The sequence below is a fragment of the Sphingobium aromaticiconvertens genome (assembly GCF_037154075.1).
Taxonomy (GTDB): domain Bacteria; phylum Pseudomonadota; class Alphaproteobacteria; order Sphingomonadales; family Sphingomonadaceae; genus Sphingobium; species Sphingobium aromaticiconvertens.
In genome coordinates, this window is record NZ_JBANRJ010000001.1 from 1014506 (window position 1) to 1030000 (window position 15495).

Here is a 15495-nt window from a genome sequence, read left to right on the forward strand (position 1 = left end):
TGAAGAGCATCAATACCCCCATTTTCCGTTCGGTCCTGTTTGTGGCGACCGCGCTCGCGCCGGTGATGGCCGCGCAAACCGCTTTTGCTCAAGCCCCTGAGCAGGCGGCGCCCGCCCCCGCCACCATTCCGGCGCAGGACGACGCGACGCAGGACATCGTCGTCACCGGCATCCGCGCGAGCCTTGCCAGCGCTACCAATGCCAAGAAGGACTCGGTTGCGTTCGGCGACTCGATCTTTGCGGAGGACATCGGCAAGCTGCCCGCGACCAACCTCGCCGAAACGCTGAACCGCATGCCCGGCGTTCGCCTGAACCGTGACATCAGCGGGGAAGGTACGCAGGTATCGATCCGTGGCCTTGGTCCCAGTTTCTCCAAGGTGCTGCTCAACGGCTCGCAGATTCAGGTCGCGTCCGATGGTGGCACCAATGGCGGCAGCGCCAACCGAGAGGTTGATCTCGACTTTTTCCCGTCCGAACTCTTCACCCGCCTCGACCTTGCCAAGACGCCGTCTCCCTCGACCATCGAAGGCGGCATCGCGGGCACCGTCAATCTTCGCAACGCACGCCCCTTCGACAAGCCGGGCACGCACATCACCGTGGTCGGTCAGGGCCAATATACCGACGCCAACAAGAAAATTTCCCCGCGCGGCGCGATCGTCGCCAGCCATACTTTTGGCGACACCTTCGGCATCCTGCTGGGCGTTGCGGGGGTCAAGACCAAGACCCGCGTCGATGGCTTCGAAACGGTTGGCTGGACCGACGGCAATCTGGGCGCGGGTGATCCGGGCGGCAATAATTTCTCCTATGCCTCCATCGTGCCCGCCAATGCCGGCAACGGCCTTATCTCCGGCCAGCCGGTCGATGTCGTCGCGACATCTGGCCTTACCCGCGCGCAACTCGGCACCGCGCTCATCCCGCGCCTTGGCCGCAACAGCCTGACCGATGGCGACCGGTCGCGTATTTCCGCGCTGGCTTCGGTCGAGTGGCGTCCCAGCGACACGCTCCACTTCGCCATCGACGGCATCTGGGCCAAGTCCAAGCGCGACTATTCAAAGGTCAACATGAACTGGCAGGTCCGTAACAGTGGACCCGGCACCACGCCTCAGTCCACCGGCGGCATGATCCCGATCGGCCTGACGGTGGATGAAAATAACGTCGTGACCAGCGGCACCTTCGCCAACTCGTCCTTCTTCCTTGAGGCAAGCCTGTTCAACCAGACGACGAAGTTCTGGAACATCAATCCCAGCCTGACGTGGCAGCCGTCCGAAACGGTGAAAATCGACGCGCAGGTCAACTATTCGAAGAGCAGCTTCTTCCGCGAACAGCCAACCTTCGCTTTCCAGACGCCGCCCAATTCTGGTGTCACCGTTTTCTATGACAATAGTGGGAAGGCGGAGCAGCCGCTCATCACCACCAATATCGACCTCAACAATCCCAATTATGGCTGGCAATGGTATCGCCAGAATATTGCGCTCGTCCGCCGCAAGACGGAGACGAAGGGCGCGCATGTCGACGGCACCTTCGGCGACGACTTCTTCAATGTGAAGATCGGCGCAGCCTATGACCGTGCGCAGCGGACCATTCGCGCCTATGACAACAGCCCTGCCTATCAGCAGTCGGTCTGCGGTACGGATTGCCGGGGCCTGACCGGATCGGTCCCCACCAACGCCATCCCGCAATATCTGCGGCAATTCCCGGTCAGCAATTTCGGCCATCTCGCCAGCGGCAGCGTCGGCTATACCGGCTTCGTGGTGCCGGACTTCGATGCGCTGAAGCAGGCGACAGACTATGCCAGCTTCCGCGACAGCGCGCCCGAAGTGCGTGGCGCGGTGACGGGCGGCGCGACCGGCGACATGGATGAAAAAGTCTGGGGCGCCTATTTTGAATTGAATGGCGTGACCACCATCGCGGACCGTGAACTGCGTATCAACGCAGGCATGCGCTATGCCCATACCGATCAGTTGGTGGTGGGGCCAAGCCAGGTCGGCACCACGATCGTAGACATCACATCACGCTCGAAATATGAAAATTTCCTGCCCTCGATCAACCTGACCTACGACCTGATGGACAATCTGAAGCTGCGCGCGTCAGCCTCGCGCACCATGACCCGTCCTGACGCTGGCCAGATCCTGCCGGGCATCACCTTCTCTGACCCGTCGGCGCTGCTGGCCAGCGCGGGCAACCCGGACCTGAAGCCCTTCACGTCGGACAATTACGACGTTGGCGGTGAATTTTACACCGGCGGTATCGGCTATGTCGGCGTGTCACTGTTCATGAAGAATATTCAGGGCTTCACCGTCACCCAGTCGCAGCAGGCAACCTTCGGTTCGCTGAACATTCCCTTCGACACGTTGATTGCGACTCAGCAGAACGCGCTGCGGGATCGCTCGACGATTACGGGCACGCCCATCAATGACCTGTTGATTACCGTGAACCGCCCGATCAACCTCAGCGACCTGAAGATCAAGGGGGTTGAGGCCACCTGGGTCCAGCCGCTCGACTTCCTGGTGAAAGGTCTGGGCTTCTCGGCCAACGGCACCTATCTGAAACAGTCGTCCTCGTCCGGCCTCGTTGCCACCGGTGTGTCGCCCTACAGCTACAACCTCCAGGGCTTCTACGAAGATCACGGCCTGTCCATCAGCGTGAACTATGTCTGGAACGACAAGTCGATCGCCGTGAACAAGCCGCAGAACGGTATCGACGACGCATCGCTGCGGTCCGATGCCCGCGGTCAGCTCGACACCTCGATCGGCTATCAATTGCCCTTCATGAACAAGGCGTTCCGCCTGACGCTCGACATGCTCAACCTCACCAACGAGCCGATCCGCACGACCTTCGAATATGATAATGCCGCCTATTCGGTCTACTATCCGGGCCGGACGATCCTGGCAGGTGTCCGCGCGAACTTCTGATCCTCTCCCTTGGGGATACCCTCATGGGCGGGTATAAAACCGCTCTATGAGGATGCGATGACGATGATGCTTCGGTCCCGCCTTACCCTCTCGCTCCTGCCGCTACTTGGCGGCCTTGCCCTGTCGGCGCCCGTCGCCGCGAAATCCTGCAATGCCGCCTGGGTCGCCGCCTGGGGATCTTCGCAGATGGCCCCGACCGGCGAGAATCGTCTGGCCGACGGTGCTCTCACCGGCTCCACGTTGCGCCAGATCGTCCGACCCTCGCTGGGCGGGCAGCGGGTGCGCTTGCGTCTTTCCAACCTTATCGGAACCCGGCCGCTGTCGATACTGGGCGTGACTATCGCCCGCGCGCCTGATGCCGCCTCACCCGCGATCGACCCGGCGACGCTGCGCTCTGTCAGCTTCGACGATGGGGCGGGGATGACGATCCCGGCCGGCGCGGACTATCTTTCCGATCCCGTCGATTTGCCCGCGCAGGCGTTGCGCAGCCTCGCCATCTCCATCCGCTACGGGCAGCAGCCCACCGACCAGACCTCGCACCCCGGATCGCGCGCCACCTCTTATATCGTGAAGGGCGATGCCCTGCGCGCGGCCGACCTGCCCGGCGCGATCTCGACCGACCATTGGTTCCAGCTTTCGGGGTTGGAGGTGGAACGCTGCGTCACGCCCCGCGCGCGCGCCGCCGCCATCGTGGCGCTGGGCGATTCGATCACCGATGGCAATGGCACCACCACCAACGGCAACGACCGTTGGACCGATCGGCTGGCCGAGCGGCTTCAGGCTGATCCGCACTTTGCCCATCTCTCGGTCATCAATCAGGGGATTGGCGGCAATCGCCTGCTTGACGACGGGCTTGGCCCCAATGCGCTCGCCCGGCTGGACCGCGACGTGCTGGTCCAGCCCGGCGTGCGGTATCTGATGCTGCTGGAGGGGGTGAACGACCTTGGCACCCTGACTCGCGACGGGCCGGTCAGCGATGCCGCCCATGCCGCGCATGTCGCCCGGATCATCGGCGCCTATCGCCAGATCACCGCCCGCGCCCATGCACGCGGGATCAAGGTGATCGGCGCGACCATCATGCCTTATGGTGGGTCGGACTATTATCATCCCGATGCGAAGAATGAAGCCGACCGGCAAGCCGTCAACGCCTGGATACGAACCCCCGGCAATTTCGACGGCGTGGTGGATTTCGACGCCATTACCCGCGACCCCGCCCGCCCGGATCATTTGCGCGGGGACTATGACAAGGGCGACGGCCTTCACCCCTCGCCAAAGGGCTATCGCGCCGTGGCCGACGCCATAAAGCTGGACCTGTTCAGATAAAACCCAAACGTCTCACCCTTTCCTGATTGGCGCGGATCGCTATATCGGCACCCATGACCCAAGCTTCCATCGAAGACCTGCACGAAGAATATGACTTCCTCGACGCTGACGACCGCTACCGCCTGCTGATCGACCTTGGCCGCGCGCTGGACCCGATGCCCGACGCGCTGAAGACCGACGCGACCCTGGTGCGGGGCTGCTCGGCGGCTGTCTGGGTCTATCCCACGGTCCTTGACGATGGTCGCCTTCATTTCCTGGCCGACAGCAATGCCGCGATCACCAAGGGGATCATTGCCCTCGTCCTGATGACCGTACAGGATCATGCACCTGCCGAAATATCCGCCACCAACATAGAAGGAGCGCTGGCGCCGTTCGACCTGCGGAACCAGCTCAGTTCTAACCGCACGCAGGGTATCCCGAACATGATCGCCCTCATTCGCCAGACCGCCGATCGCTATAAGGACTGAAACCGTTGCCCTCCCGGTACGTTTCCTTTCGGAAGCACCAAGGAGGTCGCCATGCGTTACATCATCATGCCAACCCTGCTGGCCCTGCTCGCGGCCTGCTCGTCGGGGGACGATGGGCCGACCCAACGCCAGCAGATCGGACAGGTCTGGAAATATGAGACGGCGGGGCAGGGGGGCAAGCCGACCGTCGCCTATATCGGCAGCGCCAACGCCGTTCAGACAATGACCGCGCCGGACACCTTCTCGGTCCTGCTCGTCCAGCCGATGGACAATGGGGAAAAGGAGGTGACGGTAAAGCTGGTCGGCGCGCCGTTCACCTGTGACCTGTCGGCTTGCGCGGTCACGGCCCATGCCGACGATGGCAAGCCACTGACGTGGAAGGGGCGGATGACCGAGAATAAGGACGGCATCGCCATCCTGCCCTCGCAAAACGCCTATGAGACGATTGCCAAGGCGAAGGCGATCACCGTCGATCTTGCGGTCGGGACGAAGGACAAGGCGTCGTTCCGCTTCGACGTCGCGGGCCTGAACCTCAAAGGGTAGCGCTTACTCTTGCAACGACACGCCCGGACTGCGCGGGTCGGCCGCCCCGACCCAGCGTCCGTCCGGCAATTTCTCGGCGGCATTGGCCTTCAGGCCCAACCGGCTCACGCTGACCTTATGCCCCAGTCGTTCCAGCGCAGGCTTCATCGCTTCCAGATGCGTGCTTTCTTCCAGCACGATCCCGTCCTTGTTGAAGAATAGCAGTCCCATGGCGATCGACTCCTGCGCCGACAAACCCCAGTCGAAATGAGCGATCAACGCCTTGGCCACCTGCATGATGATAGTCTTGCCGCCCGCCGCGCCAATAGTGAAGATGGGCTTGCCGTTCTCATCATAAACGATCGTTGGCGCCATGGAGGAAAGGGGACGCTTGCCCGCCTGCAACCGGTTGGCAACCAGCGCACCGTCCTTTTCGGGGGCGAAGGTGAAGTCGGTCAGCTCATTATTGATGCTGTAGCCGTTGGTGATCAACTGGCTGCCGAAGAAGCTCTCGATGGTCGAGGTCATCGATACGATGTCGCCGTCCCGGTCGATGGCGACGAAATGGCTGGTGCCCGCCACCTCGCCGGAAATCGCTGCGGTCCGCTTCGGCGCGCCCGGTGGCGTTCCGGCTTCATAGGCGGGTAGGGTCTTCGTCAGCGAAATCAGCAGCGACCGCCCCTTGATATAGGCCGGATCGATCATGCCGGTCAGTGGCACGTCGACGAAATCGCGGTCGCCCAGATATTTCTCCCGGTCGGCATAGGCCAGTTGCATGGCCTCGCCGATCACGTGCCAGGCCTTCGGGTCATCCTTGCCCATGGATTTGAGATCGAACCGCTCGACCATTCCCAATATCTGGAGGACCGTCACCGCGCCGGAGGAGGGCGGCCCCATGCCGCAAATGGTGTAGATACGATATTTGCCGCAGACGGCTGGCCGCTCCTTCGCCTTGTACCCGGCGATGTCGTCGAGCGTCATCGGCACGGGATTGCGCGGGGCCTTGCTGACGGCATCGCTCAATTTCCGGGCATTCTCGCCGGTATAGAAGGCGTCTGGCCCCTCCGCCGCGATCCGCCTGAACAGGGCGGCCAATTCCGGGTTTTTGAGGATCGTGCCGACGGGCAGCGGCGCGCCGTCCTTCCAGTAGAGTTTCTGGAGTTCGGGAAAATCCTTCCAGATGCCCGCAACCGCTGTCAGCGCGGTGTAAAGCCGCTGGCGAATTTCGAACCCCTCCTCGGCATAGCGGATCGCGGGGGCGAACAGGTCGGCCCAAGGCAGCTTGCCCCATTTGTCATGAGCCAGCTTTGCCAGCCGCAAATTGCCCGGCACGCCCGCCGAAAAGCCGCCCGGCCAGACCTCTATGAAGGGACGGGGCTTGCCATCCGGGCCAAGGAAGCGCTCGGGCGTCGCGGCGGCGGGCGCCGTCTCCCGTCCGTCGATCGTTTCCAGCAGGCCGGTCTTGCCGCCATGATGGATCAGGAAGCCGCCGCCGCCGATGCCGCTATTATGCGGCTCGACCACGGTCAGCGCGATCATCATGGCGATGGCTGCATCGGTGGCGCTGCCGCCCTTGCGCAATATTTCCTGCCCCGCCTCGGCTGCGCGGGGATCAGCCGAGGATACAGTGCCGATACTGGCACTGGCTTCCCGCGCAACCGCGATCGGAGCGAGGATGGGCAAGGAAACGGAAAGGGCGAGGGCGGCCGTCAGGCGCAACAGGCGGGATGTCATGCCCGCCACCCTACCGACGGGACGCGGGCGGGCAAGGGGCCAAAACGCCGGGGCTGGCCCCCTGCCTCCCGCTCGCAGATCAGGCGTCGATGCCGACGGCCTCGCTGATCCGGGTAAATCCGTCGCGCGCCATCAGCGTCTTGAGGCCCGCATTGATCCGCTTCGCCAGCATCGGACCTTCATAGACAAGCGCGCTGTAGAGCTGCACCAGCGACGCCCCCGCACGGATACGCGCATAGGCCTGATCGGCGGTGGCGATGCCGCCAACACCAATCAAGGGCAGGCGATTGCCAAGTGCCCGGCGAAAATCGCGCAAACGGGCGAGGGCCATGTCATGCAGCGGAACACCCGACAGACCGCCCGTCTCGCGCGCATGGGCGGAACGCAGCGCTGGCCGGGCAATCGTCGTGTTCGACACGATAAGCGCGTCGATTCGGTGGTCCTGGCATGCAGCGGCGATGTCTTCAACATCGGCTGGCTCAAGGTCGGGGGCGACTTTCAGGAAGATGGGCGTTCCGTCGTTGCCCCGCGCGGCCATCACCGCGCCCAACAGTTCGTCAAGCGCCGCCCGATCCTGCAAGGCGCGCAGGCCGGGCGTGTTGGGAGAAGAGATATTGACCGTCAGATAATCCGCCAGCGGAGCCATGGTCCGCACGCCCGTGACATAATCGGCAACGCGATCGACAGCGTCCTTGTTCGCGCCGATATTGATGCCGATAATGGGCCGCGCGCCTGTAGCCGTGCCATGAGCGGCCAGTCGCTTCATGGCCGCTGCCTGTCCGCCATTGTTGAAGCCCATACGGTTGATGACCGCGCGATCCTGCACCAGCCGGAACAGGCGGGGTTGCGGATTACCTGTTTGTGGCAGGGGCGTCAGCGTGCCCAGTTCCGCAAAACCAAAGCCCAGACCATGCATCTTGTGCGCGACCAGCCCATCCTTGTCATAGCCCGCAGCCAGTCCGACCGGGTTGGGAAAGGCGATGCCCGCCACCTGCTGAGTCAATACCGGATCTATGGGCAACGGCGCTGGAGTGGGCATCAGTCGTAACAGGGCAAGCGAAAGATGATGCGCGCGCTCAGCATCCAGCGCAAAAAAAAAGGGGCGAACAAGAGGATAGATCATCAGCGTCCTATGGCAGCAGGTTTGAACCCCGTCGAGTCACTGTTGCCTGATAGCCACTATGCGACTTCTGTGCCATTTTATGACGAAAATTCGTTCATTTTCTGCCTGAAAGTTTCGGTGGATGTCGAATCCATCCAATAAAGTTACTCTGATTCGGGGGTACAGGAACCATGCGACCCGAAGGCTCTAGGTTAACTGCCATAGAGACCTTTTCCTGGCCCGGTGGCTTGTCCGCCGGGCCATTTTTTGCCGCCCAAGCATAGCTGGCCGCGTAAATGATCTTTTTAGCAACCAATACTTGCTTATGGTCAGTCACCGGCGCAATAAAGCTTTAATCCGGGGGCGGAAAGCAAGAATGGGACGGGAACAGGGCACGATAGAATTACCCGTGATGGCTGGCGCAGCCGTTGCCGATGATCGAGGGGCATTATCTTATAAGGTTGATGGTGCACAGGGGCCGGTACGGCTGCGCTATTTCGCGCCACCCGCTGCCGTGAGGCCCTATTTTGGCTCGATCTATATTTTTACCGTGGATGCTGAAGACTATGCGGATGTGACCCGCGCGGACGTTCCTCAGTTGCGCTTCATGTTGGCGGGGGAAGGGCGCTATCATTTTCAGGATGGGGCAAATGCAGCGACACCGCGGGTTTGCTTGCTAGGGCCTACGTTGGGCGCAACGCGGTTCGTTCTTCAAGGACCGGCACGGGTCGTTGGTGTCTCGCTGTTGCCGGCGGGCTGGATGGTTCTTCATGGTGTTGACACCAGCATGATGGCTGACCGGCTATGCGACATGGTTGCCGACCATGGGCAGGATTATACTGAACTGCTTGAAGCCTTGCAGGATGAGGCGCTGGATGACGACGCCATTGTGGCAATGGTATGGGCCTTTCTGGCCGAGCGTATCGAGCCGCTGCCTCCTGCGACCTGGCGGTTGCTGGAGGCCGTCGATCACTGGCTGACCGACGAACCCTCACCTCGTGTAGAAGTGTTGGCGCAGGCCACCGGCGTTTCTGCACGACAATTGGCGCGACTCACTAATCGTTTCTATGGCGCGCCACCAAAGCTGCTCGCGCGTAAATACAGGGCATTGCGTTGTTCTGCCCGGATCGCCATCGACCGGGAGAGTTGGCAAGCCTTGTGCGACGATGGCACCTTTTATGACCAGTCGCACTTCATCCGGGAAATCAAGCATTTCATCGGCCTGACCCCGCATCAGCTTTTGAGCGAGCCGTCTGCCGTGGCGCAACTCACCCTGCTCCGTCGCTCGCTTGGTGGCGATGTTGTGGCGCTCAACCGGGTGAGTTGAACAAGACCCGCATAAAAGGGGTTGATTTGCGTGGCTGACGCGACCACATGCCAATCGGATCGAAATGGTCCGATTGTAAGAATCGTTCGCAACAGGATGTGAAGTTCGCGCATGCGCTTGTCCAGCTTTGCCGATTATGCCGTCGTCATGATGTCGGCCGCCGCGCGCAATTGCGGAGGCGCGAAGATGAATGCGACGACGTTGAGCGCCGAAACCGGCATTCCGTTGCCGACCGCGCAAAAGCTGGTCAGCCGTCTGTCGTCCGCCGGATTGCTCGAATCGTCGCGTGGGACCGGCGGGGGCGTGCGTCTCTCTCGCCCAGCCGCTGCCATCAGCCTGGCCGACGTGGTCGAGGCGGTGGAGGGACCGATCGCCATGACGGCCTGCGTGGAGCATGGCGCGCATGACTGCACGCTCGAACCCGATTGCCGCATCAAACCGCATATGAATATCGCCAATGTTGCCGTCCGCTCCGCGCTGGCCGGGGTCAGTATTGCCAGTTTAGTTCGAGAACCCGCATGACCGAAGATATCTCCGTTCGTAACCGCGAAGCGCAGGAGGCCGCCGATCGCGCGTCGACCTACGAACATGGCTGGTCCAGCACGATTGAGCAGGACTTCGCGCCCAAGGGGCTGAACGAGGATACCGTCCGTTTCATCTCCGCCAAGAAGAAGGAGCCGCAATGGCTGCTGGACTGGCGGCTGAAGGCGTTCGCCATGTGGCAGAAGATGGAGGCGCCGAACTGGGCGAAGCTCAACGTACCGCCGATCGACTATCAGGACGCTTATTATTACGCCGAGCCGAAGAAGAAGGCCGAGCTGAACTCGCTGGACGAGCTGGACCCGGAAATCCTGGCTACCTACAAGAAACTGGGTATCCCGATCGCCGAGCAGGAAGTGCTCGCGGGCGTGAAGGGGAGCCGTCGCGTCGCGGTCGATGCCGTGTTCGACAGCGTCAGCGTCGCCACGACCTTCCGCAAGGAACTGGAAGAGGCGGGCGTTATCTTCCGTTCCATCTCCGAAGCGGTGCGTGAATATCCTGAGCTTATCAAGAAGTGGCTGGGCAAGGTCGTGCCGATGCACGACAATTATTTTTCGACGCTCAACTGCGCCGTCTTCTCCGACGGCACCTTCGTTTATATTCCCAAGGGCGTGCGCTGCCCGATGGAACTCAGCACCTATTTCCGCATCAATGCGGAAAATACGGGGCAGTTTGAACGCACGCTGATCGTCGCGGATGAGGGCAGCTATGTCAGCTATCTCGAAGGCTGCACCGCGCCGATGCGCGACGAAAATCAGTTGCACGCCGCCGTGGTCGAACTGGTTGCGCTGGACGATGCGGAGATCAAATATTCGACCGTCCAGAACTGGTATCCCGGCGATGCCGAGGGCAAGGGCGGCATCTATAATTTCGTGACCAAGCGGGCGCTGTGCCAGGGCAAGAACAGCAAAGTGAGCTGGACGCAGGTCGAAACCGGCAGCGCCATCACCTGGAAATATCCGTCCTGCGTGCTGGCGGGCGAGAATAGCGTCGGCGAATTTTATTCGGTCGCGCTCACCAACAATATGCAGCAGGCCGACACCGGCACCAAGATGATCCATCTGGGCAAGGGGTCGCGATCGACCATCGTCAGCAAGGGGATCAGCGCGGGCCGATCGAATAACACCTATCGCGGCCTCGTTCGCGTGGGGCCGACGGCGGAGGGCGTCCGCAACTTCACCCAGTGCGACAGCCTTTTGCTGGGCGACCAGTGCGGCGCGCACACCGTCCCCTATATAGAAGTCCGCAATCCCTCTGCCCAGATCGAGCATGAGGCGACGACGTCGAAGATTTCGGACGATCAGCTTTTCTACGCCATGCAACGCGGTCTCGATCAGGAAACGGCGGTGAGCCTGATCGTCAATGGCTTCGCGCGGGAGGTGCTCCAGCAACTGCCGATGGAGTTCGCGGTCGAGGCGCAGAAGCTGCTCGGTATTTCACTTGAAGGATCTGTAGGTTGAGCGACGAAGACGATATTCAGGATGCCCTCGCGGATTTCGCGGAGGATGTCGGCAATGGCCAGTCATGGACCGCCGCGATCCGTATCCTGACCGAAGATTATGAGCTGGAAGAGGGCGAACTGGAACCCCGCGCGCGCAAGGATTTTGGCGATCTCGATGCCTATCAGGTGGAAAGCCGTGCGACGCTTGAAGCGAGCGACAAGGCGATGACCGAGAAGCTGCGGACCGACAAGGCATTTCACAAGGCGAAGGCGCCGAACCTCGCCCGTATGGGACCAGTCAGCGAATTCGTCGTTGGCCTGCTGGAAAAGGGCGCGCCGGAACCGGGTGCCGACTGGTGGCCCTATATGCCGATCAAGCGGCATATCGACACGCTGTTTCCTGCGCCGGGCGATGTCCGTGACATGGCCTTCTGGACCGCCCGGACGCTCCAGCGCGCGCATGAAGGATAAAAAATGCTGAGAATCGAAAACCTCGCGAACGAAATCGACGGCAAGGCGATCCTCAAGGGCTTGTCGCTCTCCATCAACGCAGGCGAAATCCACGCCATCATGGGACCGAACGGTGCGGGCAAGTCGACGCTCGCCTACACGCTGGGCGGTCGTCCGGGTTATGAGGTGACGGCCGGGACGGCCACGTTCGAGGGCGCGGATCTGTTCGACAAGGCGCCGCATGAGCGCGCTGCGGCGGGCCTGTTTCTGGGCTTCCAATATCCGGTCGAGATTCCCGGCGTTTCCAACCTGCAATTCCTGCGCGAAAGCCTGAATAGCCAGCGCCGCGCGCGCGGTGAAAAGGAACTGAGCGGCGGCGAATTCATCAAGCTGGCCAAGGAAAAGGCGGCTCTGCTGGGCCTCGACATGGAGATGCTGAAGCGTCCGGTGAATGTCGGCTTTTCTGGCGGTGAGAAGAAGCGGGCCGAGATGGTGCAGATGGGTATCCTTGATCCCAAGCTGGCGATCCTCGACGAAACCGACAGCGGGTTGGACATCGACGCGCTCAAGACGGTGGGCGCGGGCATCAACGCGATCATGCGTCGGCCCGACAAGGCTGTGCTGCTCATCACCCATTATCAGCGGCTGCTCGACTATGTGACGCCGGACTTCGTCCATGTCCTGGCCGGTGGCCGGATCGTCAAGTCGGGCGGTCCCGAACTGGCGCTGGACCTGGAGCGTGAGGGTTATGCCGAGGTGCTGGCGGCGTGAATGCTCTCGCCCTTCCGACCCGGCGCGATGAAGCGTGGCGCTATAGCGATCTCGATGCGGTGGCGACTGTCTGGCCGCTCGGCGCGCCGACGCGGATCGACGTGCCTGCCGGGGAAAGCGCGCATCATCATCTGTTGCAGGACGCAGCCGATGGCGGGATCGCGATCCATGATTATGTAGTGCGCGTCGGTGATGGCGCGCGTTGCGACATGCATATACTCAACATCGGCGGGCGTTTTGGCCGGGTGTCGATCGACGTCACGTTGGGGCAGGGCGCGCATTTCGAGCTGGGCGGCGCGATCATCGGTCGCGACGAACAGACGCTGGAGATCATAACCAACGTCACCCACGCGCAGCCGGACGGCACGAGCGGGCAGACCATCCGCTCTGTTCTGGCGGGGCGAGCGACCGGCAGCTATCTGGGCAAGATCGCCGTGGCGCGCGACGCACAGCGGACCGACGCCTTCCAGTCGGTCAAGGCGATGCTGCTTGACCGCACCGCCACCGCCAACGCCAAGCCGGAACTGGAAATCTTCGCCGACGACGTGAAGTGCGCGCATGGCGCGACCGTGGGCGAACTGGACAAGGCGGCGCTCTTTTACATGGCGTCGCGGGGCATGGACCCGGTCTTGGCCCAGACCCTGCTGCTGCGATCCTTTGTCGCCGGGGTCTTCGACAGTGTCGAGGACGAAGCCGTGCGCGAAGCACTTGAAGCGGCAGCGCTGGCCAAGCTGGGGGCGCTGGCATGAGCACGATCCTTGCGCCCGAACGCCTCAGCCTGCGCGCCGATTTTCCCGGCGTTCTCGACTGGCATTATCTCGACAGCGCGGCCACCGCGCAGAAGCCGCAATCCGTCATCGACGCCATCGCCCGCGCCTATGGCGAGGAGTATGCGACCGTGCATCGCGGGGTTTACGAGCGCTCGGCCCATATGACACTTGCCTTTGAAGCGGCCCGGCGGAAGGTCGCGGCGTTCATCGGCGCGGCATCGGATGCGGAGATCGTCTTCACGCGCGGCGCAACCGAAGGGATCAATCTTGTAGCGCATAGCTGGGCGGGTGAACAGTTGAAGGCGGGCGACCGCATCCTTCTTTCCACGCTCGAACATCACAGCAATATCGTCCCCTGGCAGATCGTCGCCGATCGGGTCGGCGCGCATATCGACGTCGTTCCGTTGACCGAGGACGGGAAGATCGACCTGGACGCGATGGCGACCATGATACGGCCGGAACATAAGCTGGTCGCGCTCGCCCATGTCTCCAACGTGCTGGGGTCGGTGCTTGATTGCCGTCGCGCCGCCGACATCGCTCATTCTGTCGGTGCCAAGATATTGATCGACGGCTGTCAGGCGGTGCCACGCCTTGCCGTTGATGTGGCGGCGCTCGACTGCGACTTCTACGTCTTTTCCGCGCACAAGCTATATGGCCCGACCGGCATCGGCGTGCTGTGGGGCAGGGCTGATCTGTTGGACGCGATGCCGCCCTATCAGGGTGGTGGCTCGATGATCGACAAGGTGACGTTCGAAAAGACGACCTATGCCGCAGCGCCCACGCGGTTCGAGGCGGGGACGCCGCATATCGTCGGCGTTGTCGGTCTTGCTGCCGCTATCGACTATGTGAACGCGATCGGCCTCGCCACCATCCACGCGCATGAATGCGCGCTGGTGGGGGAAGCGCGTGCGGCGCTGGAAAGTCTCAACAGCGTGCGGGTCTTTGGCCCGGAGGATTCAGCCGGCATCCTCTCTTTCGAGGTGGAGGGGGTGCATCCGCACGATGTCGGCACCATATTGGACGAAGCGGGCGTCGCGATCCGCGCTGGGCACCATTGCGCGCAACCGCTGATGCGGCATCTGGGCGTGGAGGCAACAGCACGTGCGAGCTTCGGCATCTACAGCGACCAAAGCGACGTGGATGCATTGGTAAAGGGCATACAGCGCGTAAGGAAGATTTTTGCCAATGACTGAAGGTAAGGCGGAAGAGCGCAAGATCATGATAGAGGAAGTGGAAACGGTCGAAGCCCCCCATAAGGTTCGCGTGGACGATGCTGCACCCGAAACAGGCGAGCGCAAGCGCGATTATCTCGATGGTTTTCTGGCGGCCAAGCCCACGCCGATCGCGGTCGGCGAGCCGGGTGGCGATCTTTATGATGCGATCATCGACGCGCTCAAGGAAATCTTCGATCCGGAAATTCCGGTCAATATCTATGATCTTGGCCTCATTTATGGTGTCGATGTTGCCGATGGTGGCCATGCGGTCGTGACCATGACGCTGACCACGCCGCACTGCCCGGTCGCCGAATCCATGCCGGCTGAAGTCGAACTGCGCGTCGGCGCGGTGCCAGGTGTTGGCGATGTGGAGGTCAACCTCGTCTGGGATCCGCCATGGGATCCGGCCAAGATGAGCGACGAGGCAAAGCTCGAACTGGGAATGTTGTAATGGCCGTCGAAACGAAAGTCCGTGCCCGTCCTTCCGCCGTTATCCTGACGGCTAACGCGCAGGCTCGTGTCGGCGAGTTGATGGCCAGCGCTCCTGACGGATCGATCGGGGTCAAGCTGTCGACGCCCAAGCGTGGCTGTTCGGGCCTTGCCTATTCGGTCGACTATGTGACGGAAGAGGCCAGGTTCGACGAAAAGATCGAGACGCCCGGCGGCATTCTCTACATCGATGGCGCTTCGGTCCTTTATCTGGTTGGATCGACGATGGACTGGGTGGAAGATGATTTCACGGCTGGGTTCGTCTTCAACAATCCCAATGCAAAGGGCAGCTGTGGCTGCGGTGAGAGCTTCACGGTCTGACAGGCGCGCGCCATGCCCCATCTTCTGATCCTGGGCATGGGCTATACCGCCGGTCGCCTTGCCGCGCGATTGCGGGGTGAAGCGTGGCTTGTCACCGGCGTTCGGCGCACGG

At 61.9% G+C, this 15495-nt stretch carries 16 protein-coding genes (1 of these 16 running past the window's edge); 14 read left to right on the forward strand and 2 right to left on the reverse strand.

From position 1 onward, the window contains the following. Positions 1-65 precede the first annotated feature (65 nt). The 4 genes from WFR25_RS05015 to WFR25_RS05030 all read left to right on the forward strand — a co-directional run bounded on the left by WFR25_RS05015 (position 66) and on the right by WFR25_RS05030 (position 5245). Positions 66-2912, forward strand: a complete 2847-nt coding sequence (locus WFR25_RS05015; protein WP_336974698.1) for a TonB-dependent receptor — start codon at positions 66-68, stop codon at positions 2910-2912. 66 nt (positions 2913-2978) lie between these two features. Further along, positions 2979-4235, forward strand: coding sequence for an SGNH/GDSL hydrolase family protein (locus WFR25_RS05020; RefSeq protein ID WP_336974701.1), 1257 nt, complete (start codon positions 2979-2981; stop codon positions 4233-4235). 53 nt (positions 4236-4288) lie between these two features. After that, positions 4289-4702, forward strand: coding sequence for a SufE family protein (locus tag WFR25_RS05025; RefSeq protein ID WP_336969141.1), 414 nt, complete (start codon positions 4289-4291; stop codon positions 4700-4702). A 51-nt stretch (positions 4703-4753) separates the two neighbouring features. Continuing rightward, positions 4754-5245 (forward strand): hypothetical protein, encoded by a 492-nt coding sequence (locus WFR25_RS05030; RefSeq protein WP_336969144.1) that lies wholly within the window; start codon positions 4754-4756, stop codon positions 5243-5245. Positions 5246-5248: 3 nt separating this feature from the next. On the opposite strand, the gene ggt is transcribed toward WFR25_RS05030, so the two are convergent. Together ggt and WFR25_RS05040 are read right to left on the reverse strand one after the other, a co-directional pair. Then, positions 5249-6958, reverse strand: coding sequence for a gamma-glutamyltransferase (gene ggt / locus WFR25_RS05035; RefSeq protein WP_336969146.1), 1710 nt, complete (start codon positions 6956-6958; stop codon positions 5249-5251). A 79-nt stretch (positions 6959-7037) separates the two neighbouring features. Then, positions 7038-8081, reverse strand: a complete 1044-nt coding sequence (locus WFR25_RS05040) for a quinone-dependent dihydroorotate dehydrogenase (RefSeq protein ID WP_336969149.1) — start codon at positions 8079-8081, stop codon at positions 7038-7040. Positions 8082-8436: 355 nt separating this feature from the next. Between WFR25_RS05040 and WFR25_RS05045 the strand changes: the two genes are divergently transcribed. The 10 genes from WFR25_RS05045 to WFR25_RS05090 form a co-directional block, all read left to right on the forward strand. Beyond that, positions 8437-9387: a helix-turn-helix domain-containing protein gene (locus WFR25_RS05045; protein WP_336969150.1), complete on the forward strand. Its 951-nt coding sequence runs from the start codon at positions 8437-8439 to the stop codon at positions 9385-9387. Between the two features lie 111 nt (positions 9388-9498). Further along, positions 9499-9909: an RrF2 family transcriptional regulator gene (locus WFR25_RS05050; RefSeq protein ID WP_336969152.1), complete on the forward strand. Its 411-nt coding sequence runs from the start codon at positions 9499-9501 to the stop codon at positions 9907-9909. Beyond that, positions 9906-11387: a Fe-S cluster assembly protein SufB gene (sufB, locus tag WFR25_RS05055; protein WP_336969153.1), complete on the forward strand. Its 1482-nt coding sequence runs from the start codon at positions 9906-9908 to the stop codon at positions 11385-11387. Before WFR25_RS05050 ends, sufB begins: the two co-directional genes overlap by 4 nt. Continuing rightward, the gene (locus WFR25_RS05060; RefSeq protein WP_336969155.1) at positions 11384-11839 is read left to right on the forward strand and encodes a hypothetical protein; all 456 of its coding nucleotides are present in this window, start codon (positions 11384-11386) and stop codon (positions 11837-11839) included. Before sufB ends, WFR25_RS05060 begins: the two co-directional genes overlap by 4 nt. Positions 11840-11842: 3 nt before the next feature. Beyond that, the gene (sufC, locus tag WFR25_RS05065) at positions 11843-12589 is read left to right on the forward strand and encodes a Fe-S cluster assembly ATPase SufC (protein ID WP_336969156.1); all 747 of its coding nucleotides are present in this window, start codon (positions 11843-11845) and stop codon (positions 12587-12589) included. Next, positions 12586-13338, forward strand: a complete 753-nt coding sequence (locus tag WFR25_RS05070) for a SufD family Fe-S cluster assembly protein (protein ID WP_336969159.1) — start codon at positions 12586-12588, stop codon at positions 13336-13338. Before sufC ends, WFR25_RS05070 begins: the two co-directional genes overlap by 4 nt. Then, the gene (locus WFR25_RS05075) at positions 13335-14552 is read left to right on the forward strand and encodes a cysteine desulfurase (protein ID WP_336969162.1); all 1218 of its coding nucleotides are present in this window, start codon (positions 13335-13337) and stop codon (positions 14550-14552) included. Before WFR25_RS05070 ends, WFR25_RS05075 begins: the two co-directional genes overlap by 4 nt. After that, positions 14545-15024, forward strand: a complete 480-nt coding sequence (locus tag WFR25_RS05080; RefSeq protein WP_336969164.1) for an SUF system Fe-S cluster assembly protein — start codon at positions 14545-14547, stop codon at positions 15022-15024. The genes WFR25_RS05075 and WFR25_RS05080 overlap by 8 nt, the downstream gene beginning before the upstream one ends. Beyond that, positions 15024-15383, forward strand: a complete 360-nt coding sequence (locus WFR25_RS05085) for a HesB/IscA family protein (RefSeq protein WP_336969167.1) — start codon at positions 15024-15026, stop codon at positions 15381-15383. The genes WFR25_RS05080 and WFR25_RS05085 overlap by 1 nt, the downstream gene beginning before the upstream one ends. A 12-nt stretch (positions 15384-15395) precedes the next feature. Continuing rightward, positions 15396-15495 carry the start of a Rossmann-fold NAD(P)-binding domain-containing protein gene (locus WFR25_RS05090; RefSeq protein ID WP_336969169.1) on the forward strand. Its footprint extends 710 nt past the window's final position, so only the first 100 of its 810 coding nucleotides appear in the window; it begins with the start codon at positions 15396-15398; its stop codon lies off the right edge, out of view.